General features: G+C 67.0%; 16 protein-coding genes. 7 read left to right on the top strand and 9 right to left on the bottom strand.

Going from position 1 to position 19,831, the window contains the following annotated elements; genetic code table 11:
* Positions 1-42 precede the first annotated feature (42 nt).
* The 7 genes from AC1DYK_RS01190 to AC1DYK_RS01160 all read right to left on the bottom strand — a co-directional run bounded on the left by AC1DYK_RS01190 (position 43) and on the right by AC1DYK_RS01160 (position 8,937).
* Entirely contained in the window at positions 43-738 is a 696-nt protein-coding gene (locus AC1DYK_RS01190; RefSeq protein WP_478164593.1) for an ABC transporter ATP-binding protein, read from the bottom strand.
* Between the two features lies 1 nt (position 739).
* The gene (locus AC1DYK_RS01185) at positions 740-1,510 is read right to left on the bottom strand and encodes an ABC transporter ATP-binding protein (RefSeq protein WP_478164592.1); all 771 of its coding nucleotides are present in this window, start codon (positions 1,508-1,510) and stop codon (positions 740-742) included.
* Entirely contained in the window at positions 1,507-2,820 is a 1,314-nt protein-coding gene (locus tag AC1DYK_RS01180; RefSeq protein ID WP_478164591.1) for a branched-chain amino acid ABC transporter permease, read from the bottom strand. The genes AC1DYK_RS01185 and AC1DYK_RS01180 overlap by 4 nt, the downstream gene beginning before the upstream one ends.
* A 1-nt stretch (position 2,821) precedes the next feature.
* The gene (locus AC1DYK_RS01175; protein WP_478164590.1) at positions 2,822-3,775 is read right to left on the bottom strand and encodes a branched-chain amino acid ABC transporter permease; all 954 of its coding nucleotides are present in this window, start codon (positions 3,773-3,775) and stop codon (positions 2,822-2,824) included.
* A gap of 72 nt (positions 3,776-3,847) precedes the next feature.
* A complete protein-coding gene (locus AC1DYK_RS01170; protein WP_478164589.1) occupies positions 3,848-5,086 on the bottom strand; it encodes a branched-chain amino acid ABC transporter substrate-binding protein in 1,239 nt (412 codons plus the stop codon).
* Between the two features lie 166 nt (positions 5,087-5,252).
* Positions 5,253-6,896: a 3-(methylthio)propionyl-CoA ligase gene (locus AC1DYK_RS01165; protein ID WP_478164588.1), complete on the bottom strand. Its 1,644-nt coding sequence runs from the start codon at positions 6,894-6,896 to the stop codon at positions 5,253-5,255.
* 244 nt (positions 6,897-7,140) lie between these two features.
* Entirely contained in the window at positions 7,141-8,937 is a 1,797-nt protein-coding gene (locus AC1DYK_RS01160; RefSeq protein ID WP_478164587.1) for a carboxylesterase/lipase family protein, read from the bottom strand.
* A gap of 233 nt (positions 8,938-9,170) precedes the next feature.
* Here AC1DYK_RS01160 and AC1DYK_RS01155 point away from each other — a divergent pair, with 233 nt between their 5' ends.
* The 6 genes from AC1DYK_RS01155 (at position 9,171) to AC1DYK_RS01130 (ending at position 13,783) form a co-directional block, all read left to right on the top strand.
* The gene (locus AC1DYK_RS01155) at positions 9,171-10,169 is read left to right on the top strand and encodes an AraC family transcriptional regulator (RefSeq protein WP_478164660.1); all 999 of its coding nucleotides are present in this window, start codon (positions 9,171-9,173) and stop codon (positions 10,167-10,169) included.
* A gap of 68 nt (positions 10,170-10,237) precedes the next feature.
* Positions 10,238-11,719, top strand: a complete 1,482-nt coding sequence (locus AC1DYK_RS01150) for a protein adenylyltransferase SelO (protein WP_478164586.1) — start codon at positions 10,238-10,240, stop codon at positions 11,717-11,719.
* On the top strand, positions 11,716-12,135 hold the full coding sequence (msrB, locus tag AC1DYK_RS01145) for a peptide-methionine (R)-S-oxide reductase MsrB (protein ID WP_478164585.1): 420 nt from the start codon (positions 11,716-11,718) through the stop codon (positions 12,133-12,135). Before AC1DYK_RS01150 ends, msrB begins: the two co-directional genes overlap by 4 nt.
* 8 nt (positions 12,136-12,143) lie before the next feature.
* Positions 12,144-12,683, top strand: coding sequence for a septation protein A (locus AC1DYK_RS01140; RefSeq protein ID WP_478164584.1), 540 nt, complete (start codon positions 12,144-12,146; stop codon positions 12,681-12,683).
* Complete coding sequence (locus tag AC1DYK_RS01135; RefSeq protein WP_478156724.1) at positions 12,680-12,943, top strand: BolA family protein; 264 nt, start codon at positions 12,680-12,682, stop codon at positions 12,941-12,943. Before AC1DYK_RS01140 ends, AC1DYK_RS01135 begins: the two co-directional genes overlap by 4 nt.
* A 54-nt stretch (positions 12,944-12,997) precedes the next feature.
* Positions 12,998-13,783 carry a foldase protein PrsA gene (locus AC1DYK_RS01130; RefSeq protein WP_478164583.1) on the top strand — a complete coding sequence of 262 codons (786 nt, stop codon included), beginning with the start codon at positions 12,998-13,000 and terminating at the stop codon, positions 13,781-13,783.
* 126 nt (positions 13,784-13,909) lie between these two features.
* Here the strand turns inward: AC1DYK_RS01130 and ygiD are convergent, their stop codons facing one another.
* Both ygiD and purL read right to left on the bottom strand, forming a co-directional pair.
* Positions 13,910-14,785, bottom strand: a complete 876-nt coding sequence (gene ygiD / locus AC1DYK_RS01125; protein ID WP_478164659.1) for a 4,5-DOPA-extradiol-dioxygenase — start codon at positions 14,783-14,785, stop codon at positions 13,910-13,912.
* 41 nt (positions 14,786-14,826) lie between these two features.
* Positions 14,827-18,912: a phosphoribosylformylglycinamidine synthase gene (gene purL, locus AC1DYK_RS01120; RefSeq protein ID WP_478164582.1), complete on the bottom strand. Its 4,086-nt coding sequence runs from the start codon at positions 18,910-18,912 to the stop codon at positions 14,827-14,829.
* A gap of 80 nt (positions 18,913-18,992) precedes the next feature.
* Here purL and map point away from each other — a divergent pair, with 80 nt between their 5' ends.
* Positions 18,993-19,817 carry a type I methionyl aminopeptidase gene (gene map, locus AC1DYK_RS01115; protein ID WP_478164581.1) on the top strand — a complete coding sequence of 275 codons (825 nt, stop codon included), beginning with the start codon at positions 18,993-18,995 and terminating at the stop codon, positions 19,815-19,817.
* Positions 19,818-19,831: the final 14 nt, after the last annotated feature.

Here is a 19,831-nt window from a genome sequence, read left to right as displayed (position 1 = left end):
AACCGGGCCAAGTCGCTGCCGGGACAAGGCAGCCAGAGGCGATCAGACCTCCAGCCACTCTTTCCGGGTAGAGGCATCCGCACGCAGGCCGTCGGGCGTGCCGTCGAACACGATGCTGCCATGGCCCATCACCAGCGCGCGGTCGGAAATCTGCATCGCGATCGTCAGCTTCTGCTCGATCAGCAGCACCGAGATGCCCTTGTCCTTGAGCGTGCGCAGGTACTGCCCGACCAGCTCGACGATCTTCGGCGCCAGCCCTTCGGTCGGCTCGTCGATGATGATCAGGTCGGGGTCGCCCATCAGCGTGCGGCACAAGGTCAGCATCTGCTGCTCGCCGCCCGAGAGCACGCCGGCCTCGGTGTGCTGGCGTTCCTTGAGCCGCGGGAACATGCCGTACATGTCGTCGAACTGCCAGCGGCTGCCGCGGCCGTTGCCCTTCTGCCCCAGCAGCAGGTTCTGGTGCACCGTCAGCTTGGGGAAGATGTCGCGGTTCTCGGGCACGTAGCCGATGCCGAAATGCGCGATCTCGTAGGCCTTGCGGCGCAGGATGTCCTGTTCCTTCCAGCGCAGCGTGCCCTCGGCATGCACCAGGCCCATGATGGCCTTGGCCGTGGTCGAGCGGCCCGAGCCGTTGCGGCCCAGCAGCGCGACGATCTCGCCGGGGCCGACGTCGAACGAAACACCATGCAACACATGGCTCTTGCCGTAATAGGCGTGGATGTCTTGTAGCTTCAGCATTTCAGTGTCCTCCGCCCTGCGCGTCGGCGACGGACGATCCCAGGTAGGCTTCCTGCACGCGCGCATTGGCGCGCACCGCCGCCGGCGTGTCGAAGGCGATCACCTCGCCGTAGACCACCACCGCGATCTTGTCGGCCAGGCCGAACACCACGCCCATGTCGTGCTCCACCGTGAGCAGGGTCTTGCCGACCGTGACCTGCTTGATCAGCGAGATGAAGTGCGAGGTCTCGGTCTTGCTCATGCCGGCCGTCGGCTCGTCGAGCAGGATCACGCCGGCGCCGCCGGCGATGGTGACGCCGATCTCCAGCGCGCGCTGCTCGGCGTAAGTCAGGTTCACCGCGTGCACGTCGCGCTTGCGGTCCAGCCCGACCTGGTGGATCAGTTCCTCGGTGCGCTCGTTGGCGTCGTGGAGATTCGACAGGAAGCGCAGGAAGCTGTAGCGATAGCCGAGGCTCCACAGCACGCCGCAGCGCAGGTTCTCGAAGACGCTGAGCTTCGGGAAGATGTTGGTGATCTGGAAGCTGCGCGACAGGCCCAGCCGGTTGATCTCGAAGGGTTTCTTGCCGTCGATGCGCTGGCCGTTCAGCAGCACCTCGCCGCTGCTGGGCGCGAGCCGCCCGCTGATCAGGTTGAACAGCGTCGACTTGCCGGCGCCGTTCGGCCCGATGATCGCGATCCGCTCGCCGGCCTCGACCGCGAGATCGACGCCGCGGATGATCTCGGTCTTGCCGAAATTCTTGCGCAGCGCCTTGAGTTCAAGTGCGTGGCTCATGCCGTCTCCCTCCGCTTGATCTCGGCCTCGATCTGCTCTTGCGCGGTACCCCACGCCCGCACGAAGCGCCGCCGCACGAACTCGAGAACGGCCAGGCCCGCGACCATGATCAGCGCCGCGCCGAACCAGCTGGCGACGCCCGAAGTGTCGAGCGAGACGCCCATGAACGGGAGGTTCGGCCCCAGGGCCGAGTTGAGCTGGATGTGATAGATCATCTCGATGAGCGCGGCGGCGCCGATCACCACCGGGATCATCGCCACCAGCAGGCCGCCGTAGAGCGGCCAGAACTGCTTGAACTTGCCGAACTTCGCCACCCGCAGGTTCATCATCACCAGGCTGGCGATGCCGCCCGGCGCGAACATCACCATGAAGACGAAAACCAGCCCGAAGTAGAGCTGCCAGGCCTTGGAGAGTTCCGACAGCAGCACCGCGGCGAACACCAGCAGCACCGCGCCGATGATCGGCCCGAAGAAGAAGATCGCCCCGCCCAGGAAGGTGAACAGCAGGTAGCTGCCCGAGCGCAGTGCGTTGAGGCTGTCGGCCGCGTTGACGATCTCGAAGTTGATCGCCGCCAGCCCGCCGCCGATGCCGGCGAAGAAGCCGGCGACGATGAAGGCGAAGTAGCGCACCCGCTGCGTGTTGTAGCCGATGAACTCGACCCGCTCCGGGTTGTCGCGCACCGCGTTCAGCATGCGCCCGAGCGGCGTGCCCGTGAAGGCATACATCAGCGCGGTGCAGATGAAGCAGTACACCGCGATCAGGTAGTAGACCTGGATCTGGGGCCCGAAGCTGATGCCGAAGAAGGGCTTGCCATAGACGCGGTCGGTCGTGATGCCGCCCTCGCCGCCGAAGAAGCCCGGGAACATCAGCGCCATCGAGGCCACCAGCTCGCCGATGCCGAGCGTGATCATCGCGAAGGTGGTGCCGGATTTCTTGGTCGTCACGAAGCCCAGCACGATCGCGAAGAACATGCCGGCCAGGCCGCCCACCAGCGGGATCAGCACCAGCGGGATCGGCCAGCCGCCCTTGCCCGCCAGGTTCATCGCGTGGATCGCGATGAAGGAGCCGAGCCCGACGTAGACCGCATGCCCGAAGCTCAGCATGCCGCCCTGCCCGAGCAGGATGTTGTAGCTCAGGCAGATGATGATGAGGTAGCCCATCTGCGAGAGCATCGTGAGCGCCAGGCTGGTCTTGAAGACCATCGGCGCGACGATCAGGACGATCGCGAACAGCGACCAGATGAAGAAGCGCCCGAGGTTCAGGGGCTTGAAGCGGTAGTACTGCGTGGTCATGCTTGGCGTTGCACTCATGTCAATCCTCCCGAGTGCCGAGCAGACCCTTGGGCCTGAAGATCAGGATGAGCACAAGAAAGAGATAGGGAAGGATCGGCGCCACCTGCGAGATCGTGAGCTTGAGCAGCGGATAGCCGAAGGTGCCCTCGCTCACCGCGACGCCGAGCGCCTGCAGGCCGCTGGCCATCGACTGGTCCATCGCCACCGCGAAGGTCTGGATGATGCCGATCAGCAGCGACGCCAGGAAGGCGCCCGCCAGCGAGCCCAGCCCGCCGACCACCACCACCACGAAGATGATCGAGCCCACCGAGGCCGCCATGGCCGGCTCGGTCACGTAGGTGTTGCCGCCCACCACGCCGGCCAGGCCGGCCAGCGCGGCACCGCCGCCGAACACCAGCATGAAGACCCGGGGCACGTTGTGGCCGAGCGCCTCGACCATCTCGGGATGCTTGAGCGCGGCCTGGATCACGAGGCCGATGCGCGTGCGCGTCAGCAGCAGCCACACCGACAGCAGCATCAGCAGCGCCACCAGCATGATGAAGGAGCGCGACTTCGGGAACTGGGTGCCGAACAGCGTGAAGAGCGGCCCCTGCAGTTGGGTCGGCAGGCCATAGGGCACCGTGGAGCGCCCCCAGACCAGCTGGACCAGCTCGAGGATCAGGAACGAGAGGCCGAAGGTCACCAGCAGTTCGGGCACGTGGCCGAACTTGTGGACCCGCCTCAGGCTGTAGCGCTCGAAGCCGGCGCCTAAAGCGCCCACCAGCAGCGGCGCGATGAACAGCGCCGGCCAGAAGCCGATGATGCCGGACAGCGTGTAGGCCACGTAGGCCCCCAGCATGTAGAAACTGGTGTGCGCGAAATTGAGCACACCCATCATGCTGAAAATCAGCGTAAGGCCAGAGCTCAGCATGAACAACAGCAAGCCGTAGCTCACGCCGTTGAGCAGCGAGATGACGAAAAATTCGACGTTCATCGGTCCTCGGGGTCACGTAGAAAAGAAAAAGGCCCGAGTGTTGAAGTCGGGCCTCGACCAGTCAGCGGGAGATCAGGGGCTGGGCCGCTTCATCTCGCAGGTGGTCGGGGTGCTGGCCACATAGGACTCGTAGTACTTGACCGGCACGAAGGTGTAGCCGGTCGATTCGGAGTCGATCGGGAACTTGCCGCCGGCCTTCTCCCACTTCGACACGTACAGGCCCTGCTGCAGCTGGTGGTCGGCCTTGCGCATCTCGACATCGCCGTTGAAGCTCTTGAAGCGCATGCCTTCCAGCGCCGCCGCGACCTTGAGCGGCTCGGTCGACTTGGCCTTGACGAAGCCGTCGACCAGCATCTGCAGCGAGGTATAGGCCGCCGAGGTGTAGAGGTCTTCCTTGAACTTCTTGTTGAACTCGACGGCCAGGCGCTGGATGTCGCCGCCCATGTTGAAGTGGCCGTAGCTGACCATGTAGACCTTGCCGGCCGAAGCCGCACCCATCGCGGTCGGCGTGCCGCTGACGGCGCCGTAGTAGGTGTAGAACTTGACGTTGTTGAGACCGGCATCGTTGGCCGCCTTGACCAGCAGCGACAGGTCGGAGCCCCAGTTGCCGGTGATCACGGTATCGGCGCCCGAGGCCTTGATCTTGGCGATGTAGGGCGAGAAGTCGCGCACCTGCGCCAGAGGATGCAGGTCCTCGCCGACGATCTGCACGTCGGGCCGCTTGCGCGCCAGGTTTTCCTTGGCGTACTTGGCCACTTGCACGCCGTGCGAGTAGTTCTGGTTGAGCAGGTAGACCTTCTTGACGTCCGGCTGTTCCTTCATGAAAGTGGTCAGCGCTTCCATCTTCATGGAGGTGTCGGCGTCAAGCCGGAAGTGCCAGTAGCTGCACTTGCTGTTGGTCAGGTCGGGATCGACCGCCGCGTAGTTCAGGTAGAGCACTTCCTTGCCCGGGTTGCGGGCGTTGTTCTTCTCGAGCGCGTCGATGATGGCCAGCGCCGGGCCGGAGCCGTTGCCCTGCACCACGTAGCGTGCGCCCTGGTCCATGGCCGAGCGCAGGGCGCTGGTGGTTTCCTGCGGGCTCAGCTTGTTGTCGATGCCGATGATCTCGAACTTGACCCCGGCCGCGTTCTTCTTGTTGAACTCCTCGGTCAGGAACTGGAAGGTCTTGAGCTGGTTCGTGCCGACGGCGGCCATCAGGCCGGACAGCGGATCGAGCCACGCGATCTTGACGGTCTCGCCCTTCTGGGCGAAGGCGCCGGTGGCAGTGGCCGCGAGGATGGCGGCGGTGGCGATTTTCAGAGCGAATTTCAATCTGTGTCTCCTGGGTCAAGCGGTCAAGGCTGGACGAGATTACAAGTCTTTGGGGACCTGCCCGTCAGGGAATGCCCGTAAGGAAGACGCTGCCGGGGCGGTTTTTATCACCCATGCGACAGCGCGCCTTCGGTTGTTGCTACTCAGCGGTAGGATTTTTCTCGTTTCAGACCCCCGGCAGCTTGTAGTCGCGCAGTTGTTCGCGCAAACGGGTCTTGAGGATCTTGCCGGTGGCGCCGATCGGAATCGCTTCCACGAACACCGCGTCGTCCGGGATCTGCCACTTGGCCGTCTTGCCCTGGTAGAAGGCGAGCAGCTCGTCGCGCGTGACCTCGGCGCCGGGTTTCTTCACCACCACGACGATCGGGCGCTCGTCCCACTTGGGATGGGCGACGCCGATGCAGGCCGCCATCGCGATCGCCGGATGCGCGACCGCGATGTTCTCGATGTCGATCGAGCTGATCCATTCGCCGCCCGACTTGATCACGTCCTTGCTGCGGTCGGTGATCTGCAGGAAGCCGTCGGCATCGATGGTGGCAACGTCGCCGGTCGGGAACCAGCCGCGGCCCTGCGTATCGGGAACCAGCGGGTCACCGCCCTCGGCCTTGAAGTACTCCTTGACCACCCATGGTCCCTTGACCAGCAGGTCGCCAGGGGCCTTGCCGTCCCAGGGCAGCTCCTCGCCGTTGCCGTCGACGATCTTCATGTCGACGCCGAAGATCGCGCGGCCCTGCTTCATGCGGATGGCGGTCTGCTGCTCGGGCGTCTGCACGAGGTGCTTGTTCTTGAGGGTGCACAAGGTGCCCAGCGGCGACATCTCGGTCATGCCCCAGGCATGCAGGACGTCCACGCCGTAGTGCTGCTGGAAGGCGTCGATCATGGCCGGCGGGCAGGCCGAGCCGCCGATCACCGTGCGCTTCAGGGTCGAGAACTTCAGGCCGTTGGCCTGCAGGTGCCCCAACAGCATCTGCCAGACGGTGGGCACGCCGGCGGCAAAAGTGACCTTCTCGGCTTCGATCAGCTCGTAGACCGATTTGCCGTCGAGCGCTGGCCCCGGAAACACCAGCTTGGCGCCGACCAGCGCGGCCGAATACGGGATGCCCCAGGCGTTGACGTGGAACATCGGCACCACCGGCAGCACCGAGTCGCGCGCCGAGATGCACATGACGTCCGGCAAGGCCGCGGCATAGGCGTGCAGCAGCGTCGAGCGGTGGCTGTAGAGCGCGGCCTTGGGGTTGCCCGTGGTGCCGCTCGTGTAGCACATGCTGGAGGCCGAGTTCTCGTCGAAGCTCGGCCATGGGTACACCTCGGAGCGTTGTCCCATCCAGGTCTCGTAGCTCACCAGGTTGGGCACGCCGCTGTCCGCCGGCAGCTTGTCGGCATCGCACAGTGCAATCCATTTTCGGATCGTGGTGCACTTGGCGTGGACCGCCTGCACCAGCGGCAGGAACGAGAGGTCGAAGCACAGGATCTGGTCTTCGGCATGGTTGGCGATCCAGGCGATCTGGTCCGGGTGCAGGCGCGGATTGATCGTGTGCAGCACACGCCCGCTGCCGCTGACGCCGTAGTACAGCTCCAGGTGGCGATAGCCGTTCCAGGCCAGCGTCGCGACGCGGTCGCTGAACTGCAGCTTCTCGTCGTCCAGCGCATTGGCGACCTGTCGCGAACGTGCCGCAATCCGTCCCCACGTCGTGCGATGGAGATCCCCCTCGACCCGGCGCGAGACGATTTCGGCATCGCCATGGTGGCGCTCCACGAATTCGATCAGCGACGAAATCAAAAGCGGTTGGTCTTGCATCAAACCCAGCATCTACAGGCTCCTTCAAATAGACTTCAATAATTTTGCGGACAACGACGATTCACGCAATCTTCGGCCCCGCGCACAATGACAGAAACCCGCACTGCGCGGCCCAAAAAGCCAAAAGCATTCGCGTGACCGCGGCGGATTCTGCTCCCGAACGCAAGCGCACCGAGAGCACCCGAAGGGAGCGATCGAGAAAGCTGCTGCTGGACGCAGTCCTCGATACGCTGTCCCCACCGCGTCAGGCGTCGACTCACTGCGTCGTGATCTGCAACGCGGTCTGCGTCGCGTCGAACTTCAGCTTCGACGGCCAGGGCGCCCAGGTGGTGCCCAGCGCGCCGGTGTTCGGATCGCCATTGCGCATGAAGGCGGCGATGCTGCCCATCATCGCTTCCGACAACGCCACCCGGCCTGGCCGATTGGCCGCGCTATTGGTCGCGTTCGAGAACAGCGACGGGCCGAAGTTGCCGAACACGAAGCCCAGGTCGAAGGCGTGCGCGGCGCCATAGACCTCGTTCCACGGCGCCGGCTGCTGCGCCCAGTCGAACTGGTAGTGCCAGACGTTCGACTGCTGGGTCTTCATCGTGTCGAGCAGGTTGTTGCGGCTCGGCACCATGAAGGCATTGGTGATCCGCGCGGTCATGGCGTCGTAGCCCGTGACCGCCGTCGTCACCGGCAGGTAGACCGGATCGATGATGTCGGCAGAGGTCAGCGTGGGGGCCGCGTCCGGATTGAAGTTCTGCATCATCGTGAAGCGCGTCGCATCGTCGATCTTGAAACCGACCTTGGGGCCGCCGACCAGCGGCAGGAACGGCGTGAACAGCTTGCCCTCGTCGCGCGTCATACCCACCACCGTCGGCACCTTCAGGTACTGACCGGCCGCGATCGCCGCGATCGGATCGACCGGCAGCACCGCGCCGTCGGGAATCGGGCCGGAGCCCGTCAGGCCCTTGGCCAGCACCGTGCCGAGAATGGTCTTGGCGTCCTTGCCGCGCAGGTAGTCGGCCACCTGCGCGTTGCTCAGGCCGGCGGCGTAGGTCGCTGCGCCCGCGAGGTCGGCCGCCTTGCCGTCCGCCACCAGCAGGTTCTGCAGCAAGCCGTTGCCTTGCTTGAGGTAGGTCGAAGCCGGGCTCAGCGTCGGCAGGGTGCCGGCCGGCAGGTTGCTCGCCAGCGAGATGCCGCCCGACAGCGGCATCGCCTTGTGGAACAGGCCCTTGGCCATCGGCGAAGCCATCAGCGCCAGCAAATTGATCGCGCCGGCCGACTGTCCCATCACCGTGACATTGCCTGCATCGCCGCCGAAGCCCGCGATGTTCTTCTGGATGTAGCGCAGCGCCGCCAGGTTGTCGAGCAGCGCGAAGTTGCCGGAGTCGTCGCCCTCGCTGCCGCCGACGTGCAGTTGCGGCACATTCAGGAAGCCGAGCACGCCCAGGCGGTAATTGGCCGTGACGACCACCGCGTTGGCCTTCTTCGCCAGGTTCGCGCCGTCGTAGACCGGGTCGGCGGTAAAGCCCGAGATGTTGCTGCCGCCGTGGATGAACAGCATCACCGGCAGCTTCTCGTCGGGCGTCGACGGACGCCAGATGTTGAGCGTCAGGCAGTCCTCGTTGCCCACCGGCGTGTTCAGCGTGCCGGCGATCGTGGCGTCGTAGGTGTTGTTGGCGCCCGGGCCGTAGATGCGGCCGATCTGCAGGCAGGGATTGCCGAATTGCTTGGCCGGCCGCACATCGGTCCAGGCTTCGGGCTCGGCCGGGGCGCGCCAGCGCAGCGTGCCGACCGGCGGCTGGGCGAACGGCAGGCCCTTCCACCACCAGGTGCCCGAGCGGGCACTGTCGTCGACGCCGTCGACCTTGCCCTGGGCGGTCTGGCGCAGCGTCGGCGGATCCTGCGCCGGCGTCTGCGGCACGGCCGCCACGGGCGGTGCGGCCGGGGGATTGCCGGCCGCGGGCGGCGTCAGAGGGAAAGAGGGATCGGATGATCCGCCGCAGGCTGTGATCATGGTGCACAGTAGCACCACTCCCGCGCCCCATTTCCGGGCTGTCATGCTCATGTCTTGTCTCCTCATCGGGTTATTCGGAATGCGTTCTGGCAGGGCTGGCCTCGATACTTCGCTGGTTCTTCGCAGCCCTGGAAAATTCTAGGAACGACCCCTTCCATGCCCGCTATCGCAAGCGCGCCAAACCAGTGACTTCAGAAACGCAAACGCCCGATTTCCTGCACCCTGCCCCGTCCGCCGCCCCGACGCGCACCAGCTCGGGCTCCTGGCTGCGCGGCGTGCTCGACATGTTCGCGGCCGAAGGCCTGGACGTGCCGGCCCTGTTGCGCGACAGCGGCTTCGACGCCGCCAGGCTCGATCGGCCCGAAGCCCGCTTCCCGGCCGACGACATCAGCCAGCTCTGGCGGCTGGCCGTGACCCGCTCCGGCAAGTCGACGCTCGGACTGGCGCGCGAACTCGCCGCGCGCCACGGCAACTTCGACACGCTGGGCCACGCGTTGACCTGCAGCCCGAACCTGCTGGCCGGCCTCGAGCGCCTGGCGCGCTACCTGGCGGTGATCTCGGACGCCGCCACCTTCGAGCTCGAGGCCGATGCCCGCGGCCACTGGCTGGTGATCGGCCATGTCGGCAACCGCCAGCCGGTGCCGCGCCAGCGCGTCGAGTACGGAATGCTGACCATGCTGATGCTGTGCGGCTGGCTCACGCGGCGCGAACTGCGGCCGCTGGCGGCCGAGTTCGTCTTCGCACCGCCGCCCAACGACGCGCCACATCGCGCGGCCTTCGGCGCCCCGCTGCGCTTCGGCGCCGAGTCCAACCGGCTGCTGCTGGCCGGCGCCGACATGCGCGCACCGATCCCCACGCAGCATCCGGCGCTGGCGGCCTTGCACGAGCGCCTGCTCGACGAGCAACTGACCCAGCTGGCCGACAGCACCATGAGCCGCCGGGTCTGCACCGAGATCATTCGCCGGCTGCCCGGCGGCGAGCCGCGGCGCCAGGATGTGGCGACCGGCCTCGGCGTCGCGGAGCGCACCTTGCAGCGCCGCCTGCAGGCCGAGTCGAGCTCCTACCAGGCCCTGCTCGACCAGACCCGCCGCGAACTGGCGCAGAAGTACCTGGCCGACCGGCGCCACACCCTCACCGATGTCGCCGACCTGCTCGGCTTCGTCGACAGCAGCAACTTCTTTCGCGCCTGCAAGCGCTGGTTCGGGCTGCCGCCGGCGCAGTACCGGGCGCAGTTGTGGGAGAGCGGCGAGGTGCCGGGGACGACGGTGCCGGCCGGACTCTGAGTTCCGCCTGTCAGGCATCGGATGGCCCCTGCGGCCCGGGGTCTCGCCCGCTGCGGGACAATCCCCCCATGAGCATGCTTGCAGACGAAGCGGACCTGGTCGACCTGGGTCTGCGCTGGGCCCCGGGCTTTTCGGCGCTGGGCCCCGCCTTCTACACCGAACTCCAGCCCCGCCCTTTGCCCGATCCCTACTGGGTCGGCCGCAGCGAGCGCCAGGCGCGCGAGCTCGGCCTGGACGCCTCGTGGCTGCATTCCGACGAAGGCCTGGCCGCCTTTACCGGCAATCTGCCAATCGCCGGCAGCCGCCCACTGGCCAGCGTCTACAGCGGCCACCAGTTCGGCGTCTGGGCCGGCCAGCTCGGCGACGGCCGCGCCATCCTGCTCGGAGAAACCGCCGGCGGCCAGGAAGTGCAGCTCAAGGGTTCCGGCATGACGCCCTACTCCCGAATGGGCGACGGCCGCGCCGTGCTGCGCTCCAGCATTCGCGAGTTCCTCTGCAGCGAGGCGATGCACGGGCTGGGCATACCGACCACGCGGGCCCTGTGCGTGACCGGCTCCGATGCCCGGGTGCGGCGCGAGGAGCTCGAAACCGCCGCCGTCGTGACGCGGGTCGCGCCCAGCTTCATCCGCTTCGGCCATTTCGAGCATTTCGCCGCCAACCAGCGCGACGACGAACTGCGCGCCCTGGCCGACTACGTCATCGACCGTTACTACCCGGCCTGCCGCACGACATCGCGTTTCAACGGCAATGCCTATGCCGCGCTGCTCGAGGCGGTCAGCGAGCGCACCGCCGCCCTGCTCGCGCAATGGCAGGCCATCGGCTTCTGCCATGGCGTGATGAACACCGACAACATGAGCATCCTCGGCCTCACGATCGACTACGGGCCGTTCCAGTTCCTCGACGGCTTCGACCCGCGCCACATCTGCAACCACAGCGACACGGCCGGCCGCTACGCCTTCAACCAGCAGCCCAACGTCGCCTACTGGAACCTGTTCTGCCTGGCGCAGGCGCTGCTGCCGCTGATCGGCGACCAGGAGCTCGCGGTCGCGGCGCTGGAGTCGTACAAGACCGTGTTCCCGAACGCCTTCGAAGCCCGCATGCGGAGCAAGCTCGGTCTCGCCGAGGCCGCTGACGGCGACCGGGCGCTGATCGAGGGCGTGCTCCAGCTGCTGGCGCAGGAGAAGGTCGACTACACGATCTTCTGGCGCCGGCTGTCCGACGCCGTGGCAGGCGACAATCCCGAGCCGGTGCGCGACCTGTTCATCGACCGCGCGGGCTTCGACGCCTGGCTGCAGGCGTATGCCGGGCGGCGTGCGACAACGCCGGCCGACGAGGCTGCCGGCCGGATGCTCGGGAGCAATCCCAAGTTCGTGTTGCGGAACCACCTGGCCCAGCAGGCGATCGAAGCGGCCCAGCAGAAGGACTTCGACGGCGTCGCCACCTTGCTGAGACTGCTCGAAGCCCCATTTGCAGACCACGCCGGCCACGACGACTTTGCCGGCTTCCCGCCCGACTGGGCCTCCACGATCGAAATCAGCTGTTCATCATGACTTCTCCCGTCCAGAAAACCGATGCCGAATGGAAAGCCCTGCTGGCCGAGAAGGGCGCCGAGCGCGGGGCCTTCGAGGTCACCCGGCATGCCGCCACCGAGCGCCCCTTCACCGGCAAGTACGAGGCCCACTGGGAAGACGGCAGTTACCATTGCATCTGCTGTGGCGCCAAGCTGTTCGAATCCGCCACCAAGTTCGATGCCGGCTGCGGCTGGCCCAGCTTCTCCCAGGAAGCGGTGCCCGGCGCGATCCGCAACATCGTCGACCGCTCGCACGGCATGGTGCGCACCGAGAACGTCTGCGCCAATTGCGGCGCCCATCTGGGCCACGTGTTCCCCGACGGCCCGACCGAAACCGGATTGCGCTACTGCATGAATTCGGCCTCGCTGGATTTCCACAAGCGCGAGACCGACTGAACCCGACCATGAAACTCTTTCTCGACTTCTTCCCGATCCTGCTGTTCTTCGGTGCCTTCAAGTTCTACGACATCTACACGGCCACCGGCGTGCTGATGGCCGCGACCGCACTGCAGATGGCGATCATCTGGTTCATGGAGCGCCGCCTGCTGCCGATGCAGAAGGCCACGCTGGTGCTGATCCTGCTGTTCGGCTCGCTGACGCTGGTGCTGCACGACGACCGCTTCATCAAGTGGAAGCCGACCGTGCTCTATGGCGCCATGGCGATCGCGCTCGCGGTCGCGCTGTGGGGCTTCAAGAAGAACTTCCTCAGGATGCTGCTGGGTGCGCAGCTGGAGTTGCCGACCCTGGTCTGGGGCCGGCTCAATGTCGCCTGGATCGGCTACTGCCTTTTCATGGCGGTCCTCAACGGCTACGTCGCGGCCTACTTCACGACCGAGGCCTGGGTCAACTTCAAGCTCTGGGGCTACGTCTTCCCGATCGTGTTCCTGATCGCTCAGGGGCTCTACATCTCGCCCCATCTCAAGTCGGACAAGCCTGCAGCATGAGCCTTCCTACCGCCCGGGACCTGGAGCTGCGGCTGCGCGAGGTGCTGCAGCCGACCGAACTCGAAGTCATCGACGAGAGCGCCGCCCATGCCGGCCATGCGGGTGCCGGCGCCGAGGGCTACGGCACCCATTTCCGGGTCCGCATCGCCTCGCCGCTGTTCGCCGGCAAGCCCCGCGTGGCGCGCCATCGGCTTGTGTATGATGCGCTGCAACTTTTCATCGCACAGGGCCTCCACGCGCTTGCCATCGAGACGCTTTAAGGCGTCGAATCACCTCCCCCGCACGGTCGTGCGGCGAACAACACCCCTCCCCCTATGAAGACAAACATCCTGAAGGCCGTCGCGGTCGCTACCCTGGTCGGCGCCATTCCGTTCGCCGCCCTGGCGCAGAACGCCGCCATCGTGAATGGCAAGGCTGTGCCCAAGGCGCGCATGGACGTGCTGGCCCAGCAGCTGGCCGCGGCCGGCCGGCCGGTGACGCCCGAGATGCAGGGCCAGTTGCGCGAGGAAGTGATCGCGCGCGAGATCTTCATGCAGGAGGCGCAGAAGCAGGGCCTCGACGCCACCGACGACTACAAGAACCAGCTCGAACTCGCGCGCCAGGCGATCCTGATCCGCCAGCTGTTCGAGAACTACCGCAAGACCCACGCGGTGACCGACGCCGACGTCCAGGCCGAGTACGACAAGTTCGTTGCCGCCAACAGCGGCAAGGAATTCAAGGCCCGCCACATCCTGGTCGAGACCGAGGACCAGGCCAACAAGATCCTGGCCGACCTCAAGAAGGGCGCCAAGTTCGAGGACATCGCGAAGAAGCAGAGCAAGGACCCGGGTTCGGGCGCCAACGGCGGCGACCTCGACTGGGCTGCGCCCGCGAGCTTCGTGCCCGAGTTCTCGGAAGCGATGATCAAGCTCAAGAAGGGCGAGACCACGGCCGCGCCGGTCAAGTCGCAGTTCGGCTACCACATCATCCGGGTCGACGACATCCGCCAGGCACAGCTGCCGAAGCTCGAGGAAGTCAAGCCGCAGATCACGCAGCAGCTGCAACAGCAGCGCCTGCAGAAGTACCAGGACGACCTGCGGGCGAAGGCGAAGGTGGAGTAACCCCCCAGGTTGGCTCACTTCGTGTAGCCGCCCACCCCCCTGCTGGGGGCAACACCTGCGGCCCGGCAAAGCCGGTTCCGCGGTGTTTCACGAAGAGGGCCGGGCATTCGCCGGCCCTTTTTGCGTCTAGCCCCAGACGACGGAACGCATCGAGATCGACGCCGACTGGAAGTCGGCATTGAAGAAGCGCGGCGCTTCCCTGGCGTCGACCGCGCCAGCCGCGTAGAGCAGCGGCAGGTAATGGTCATGGGTCGGATGTGCCTGGGCAGCGATCGGACCCCGGTCGCGGAAATCCGCAAGCGCCGCCAGCTGCCCGTTCTTCAATTGGTCACCGACGATCCGGTCGAACTCGATCGCCCAGTCGTAGGCCTGGCGAGCCGTCGCGTCGCGGCGGGTGACGCGCAGGTTGTGCACGATGTTGCCGCTGCCGACGATCAGCACGCCACGCTCGCGAAGTGCCCGCAGTTGCTGGCCGAGCTGGTAGTGCTGGGCCGGCGGGCGGCTGTAGTCCATGCTGAGCTGCACCACCGGGATGTCGGCCCGCGGGAACATGGGCTTGAGCACGGACCAGGTGCCGTGGTCGAAGCCCCATTCCGCGGCGTCGAGCCCCAGCGGCGCTCCGCTCAATGGCTGGCGCACGCCTTGCGCAATCGCCAGCGCGGCATCCGGCGCGCCGGGAGCCGGATACTGCTGGTCGAACAGGTCCTGCGGGAAGCCGCCGAAGTCATGAATGGTCCTGGGTTTGGCCATCCCCGTCAGAAACCAGCCTTCGCGCGTGAGCCAGTGCGCCGAGATACAGAGGATGAGTTGCGGCCTGGGATAGCGCGCGCCGAACTCGGCGCCGAGTGCCTGCCAGCTCTTGCGGTAGGCGTTGTCGCCGATGGCGTTCATCGGGCTGCCGTGGCCGACAAAGAGCACCGGCATGCGCGGCGATTTCTTCAGCGAGCCGAAAGCTTCGGCCGCACCGGACAATGGTGACGTGCCCAGCAGCGCGCCCCCCATGAGGGTGCCTGCGCCCAGCACCGAGCGTCGCCGCATCGGGCTCAGCCCACCCACTTGCGCGCGTTGCGCCAGATCCGCATCCACGGGCTGAGTTCGCTTTTGTTGCCCGAGGTCCAGCTCATCTGGATGTTGCGGAACACCCGCTCAGGGTGCGGCATCAGCGCCGTGAAACGGCCATCGGCGGTGGTCACCGACGTCAGGCCGCCGGCGCTGCCGTTCGGATTGAACGGATAACGCTCGGTCGCCTGGCCGTGGTTGTCGACGAAGCGCATCGCGGCGATCGCGCGGGCCGGGTCGCCGCGATGCTTGAAGTTGGCGTAGCCCTCGCCGTGCGCCACCGCGATCGGCATCCGGCTGCCCGCCATGCCGGCGAAGAACAGGCTGGGCGAATCGAGCACTTCGACCATCGACAGGCGGGCCTCGAAACGCTCACTCTGGTTGGTCGTGAAGCGCGGCCAGGCTTCGGCGCCCGGGATGATGTCGGCCAACTCGGCGAACATCTGGCAGCCGTTGCAGACGCCCAGGCCGAAGGTGTCGGCGCGGCCGAAGAAGCCCTTGAACTGTTCGGCCAGCCTCGGATTGAAGGTGATGCTGCGGGCCCAGCCGATGCCGGCACCCAGCGTGTCGCCATAGCTGAAGCCGCCGCAGGCGACCACGCCCTTGAAGTCGGCCAGGTCCGCCCTGCCGGTCTGCAGGTCGGTCATGTGGACGTCGAAGGCCTCGAAGCCGGCCTCGGTGAAGGCGTAGGCCATCTCGACATGCGAATTGACGCCCTGCTCGCGCAGGATCGCGACCCTGGGCCGGGCGAGGTTCAGGAACGGCGCGGCGACGTTGTCGGTCGCGCCGGGCGCCAGCAGCACGTGGGCGCCCGGGTCTTGGCGGTCGCCGGCCGCCGCATGTTCGGCATCGGCGCAGTCGGGGTTGTCGCGCTCGCGGCAGATCTTCCAGCTGACCGAATCCCAGACCTGGTGCAGGTCGGCGAGCTGGGCGCTGAAGACGGCCTTGGCGTCGCGCCAGATTTCGACCTTGCCCTTCCCGGCGTCGACGGTCGAGCTGGCCGGACGGGTCTTGCCGACGAAATGGCTGTGGGCGCTCAGGCCATGCGCGCGCAAGGTCTGCATGACCTCGTTGCGCTCGGCGGTGCGCACCTGCAGCAGCAGGCCCAGCTCTTCGTTGAAGAGCGCCTTGAGCGTGAGTTCCTCGCGCCGGGCGCTGACCTGGCCGGCCCAGTTCTTGGCGTCGCCGTATTCGGCGCGGCTGTCGCTGATGCCGTCGCCTTCGGTGACCAGCAGGTCGACGTTGAGCGCGACGCCCACATGGCCGGCAAAGGCCATCTCGCAGGCGGCGGCGAACAGGCCGCCGTCGCTGCGGTCGTGCAGCGCGAGGATCCTGCCCTCGGCCCGCAGCGCATTGACGGCGGCGACCAGTTTCACCAGGTCCTGCGGGTCGTCGAGGTCGGGCACCGTGTCGCCGCTCTGCCCTAGCGTCTGCGCCAGGATGCTGCCGGCCATGCGCAGCTTGCCGCGGCCGAGGTCGACCAGCACCAGCGTGCTGTCGGGATCTTCGGCATCGAGCTGCGGCGTCAGCGTGCCGCGCACGTCGGCCAGCGTGGCGAAGGCGGTCACGATCAGGCTCACGGGCGACGTCACCTTCTTCTGCACGCCCTCGTCCTGCCACTGGGTGCGCATCGACAGGGAATCCTTGCCGACCGGGATCGAGATGCCCAGCGCCGGGCACAGTTCAAGCCCCACGGCCTTCACGGTCTCGTACAGCGCCGCATCCTCGCCGGGCTCGCCGCAGGCGGCCATCCAGTTGGCCGACAGCTTGACGCGCGACAGCTCGATCGGCGCCGCCAGCAGGTTGGTGATGGCCTCGCCCACGGCCATGCGGCCCGAGGCCGGCGCGTCGATCGCGGCCAGCGGCGTGCGCTCGCCCATGCTCATCGCTTCGCCCGCGAAGCCCTTGTAGTCGGCCAGCGTGACGGCGCAGTCGGCCACCGGCACCTGCCAGGGGCCGACCATCTGGTCGCGGTGGCTCAAGCCCCCCACGGTGCGGTCGCCGATCGTGATCAGGAAGCGCTTGGACGCCACGGTCGGGTGCGAGAGCACCTCGATCGCGGCCTTCTGCAGGTCGACGCCGTTGAGGTCCAGCGGCTTGAAGCGGCGGGCCACGGTCTTGACGTCGCGCAGCATCTTGGGCGGCTTGCCCAGCAGCACGTCCATCGGCATGTCGACCGGCTGCGCCTCGACGCCCTCGTCGACCACCCGCAGCTGGCGTTCTTCGGTCGCGACGCCGACGACGGAGAACGGGCAGCGCTCGCGCTCGCAGAAGGCCTGGAACTGCGCGAGCGACTCCGGCGCGATCGCCAGCACATAGCGCTCCTGGCTCTCGTTGCACCAGATCTCCTTCGGCGCCATGCCCGACTCCTCGAGCGGCACCGCCCGCAGGTCGAAGCGCGCGCCGCGGCCGGCGTCGTTCGTGAGCTCGGGGAAGGCGTTGCTCAGGCCGCCGGCACCGACGTCGTGGATCGCCAGGATCGGATTGGCATCGCCCTGCTGCCAGCAGTGGTTGATGACTTCCTGTGCCCGGCGCTCGATCTCGGGGTTGCCGCGCTGGACCGAGTCGAAGTCGAGCTCGGCCGCGTTGGCGCCGGTCGCCATCGAGCTCGCGGCACTGCCGCCCATGCCGATGCGCATGCCCGGTCCGCCGAGCTGGATCAGCAGCGCGCCGGCCGGAAAGCGGATCTTCTTCGTCTGGCCGGCATCGATGCTGCCGAGGCCGCCGGCGATCATGATCGGCTTGTGGTAGCCGCGCTGCACCGTGCCCTGATCGCTTTCGATCGCCTGTTCGTATTCGCGGAAGTAGCCCAGCAGGTTGGGCCGGCCGAACTCGTTGTTGAAGGCGGCGCCGCCGAGCGGGCCCTCGGTCATGATCTGCAGCGGGCTCGCGATATGGCCGGGCTTGCCGTAGCTGCCGTCGGCGGGCCACAGCGTCGAGACCGTGAAGCCGGTCAGGCCGGCCTTGGGCTTGGAGCCGCGGCCGGTGGCGCCCTCGTCGCGGATCTCGCCGCCGGCGCCGGTCGAGGCGCCCGGAAACGGGGAGATCGCGGTCGGATGGTTGTGGGTCTCGACCTTCATGAGCACGTGGCTCAGCGCATCCTGCTTCCGGTAGCTGCCCGATTCGGAAGCCGCCACGAAGCGCTCGATCTGCGTGCCCTCCATCACCGAGGCGTTGTCGGCATAGGCGATGACCGTGTGCTGCGGGTTCTGGCGCTCGGTGTTGCGGATCATCGAGAACAGGCTCTGCGGCTGCGCCACGCCGTCGATCACGAAGTCGGCGTTGAAGATCTTGTGGCGGCAGTGCTCGCTGTTGGCCTGCGCGAACATCATGAGCTCGACATCGCTCGGGTTGCGCCCGAGCCGGGTGAAGGCCTCGACCAGGTAGTCGATCTCGTCCTCGGCCAGGGCCAGGCCGAAGCGCTTGTTGGCATCCACCAGTGCGGTGCGCCCGCCCCCGAGCACGTCGACCTGCGCCATCGGCTGCGGCGGCAGTTCGGCGAACAGGTCGGCCGCCTGGTCGATCCGGGCCAGCACCGATTCGGTCATGCGGTCGTGCAGCAGGTCGGCCACCGCGGCCAGCTTGTCGCCTTCCAAGGTGGGGGCCTTGCCCAGGGCCTTGTCCAGCAAGGGCGCCTTGAGCACCAGGTGGTATTCGGTCACGCGCTCGACCCGGCGCAGCGCCAGGCCGCAGTTGTGGGCGATGTCGGTGGCCTTGGAGGCCCAGGGCGAGACGGTTCCCAGCCGCGGCGTGACGATCACCGTCGGCCCGGACCTGGCCGGTGCGGTGAATGGCTCGCCGTAGCCCAGCAGCGCCGCGTAACGCTCCTGCTCGGCCGAGTCGAGGGCGTGGTCGGTAACCACCAGATGCACGAAGCGGGCGCTCAGGCCCTCGATGCGGGGGTCGACCGGCTGCAGCCGGGGCAGCAGTTGCCGGGCCCGGAAATCGCTGAGGGCGCTGCCGCCCTCGAAGAAGCTCACCACGGGGGCGGCATGGACAGCACGATGGGAAGGCGGGTTCACGGGCAGCGTCACGTTCGGGTCGGCCGCAGGGGCCGCGTTGGGATTCATGAGAATGAGGCGAAGGCCGCTGACTGGGGCCATCCGCGCTAACCCTGAATTTTAGCGGCCTCAATGGGATAATTCCGGCCATGAGCATTACCTACAAAGACGCCGACGGCGTTGCCGGCATGCGCGTGGCGTGCCGTCTCGCCTCCGAGGTGCTGGATTACCTGACCCCCCACATCCTCCCCGGCGTGACCACCAACCAGATCGACAAGCTGGCCCACGACTACATCACGCAGGTCCAGGGTGGCATCCCCGCGCCGCTGAACTACATGGGCGCCAGCAGCACGCCCTACCCCAAGTCGATCTGCACCTCGGTCAACCACGTGGTCTGCCACGGCATCCCGAACGACAAGCCGCTCAAGAAGGGCGACATCATCAATTGCGACATCACGGTCATCAAGGACGGCTGGCACGGCGACACCAGCCGGATGTTCGTGGTCGGCGACGCCTCGATCGCGGCCAAGCGCCTGTGCGCCCTCACCTATGACGCCATGTGGCACGGCATCGTCAAGGTCAGGCCCGGCGCCCGCCTGGGCGACATCGGTTTCGCGATCCAGCGCTTCGCCGAGAGCAACGGTTTCTCGGTGGTGCGCGAGTTCTGCGGCCACGGCATCGGCCGCGGCTTCCACGAAGAGCCGCAGGTGCTGCACTACGGCCGGCCCGGCACGCTCGAGGAGCTCAAGCCCGGCATGACCTTCACGATCGAGCCGATGATCAACGCCGGCAAGCGCGAGATCAAGGAAGACGCCAAGGGCGGCCAGTACGACGGCTGGACCATCGTGACGCGCGACCACTCGCTGTCGGCACAGTGGGAGCACACGGTGCTGGTCACCGAGACCGGGTACGAGGTGCTGACGCTCTCCGCCGGCAGCCCGCCGACACCGGCCTTCGTCGACGCCCCCGCTTGAGGGGACGCCGCCTG

It is taken from the genome of Variovorax sp. P2_H12 (genome assembly GCF_056403395.1).
This window is presented reverse-complemented; position numbering and strand designations above follow the sequence as displayed.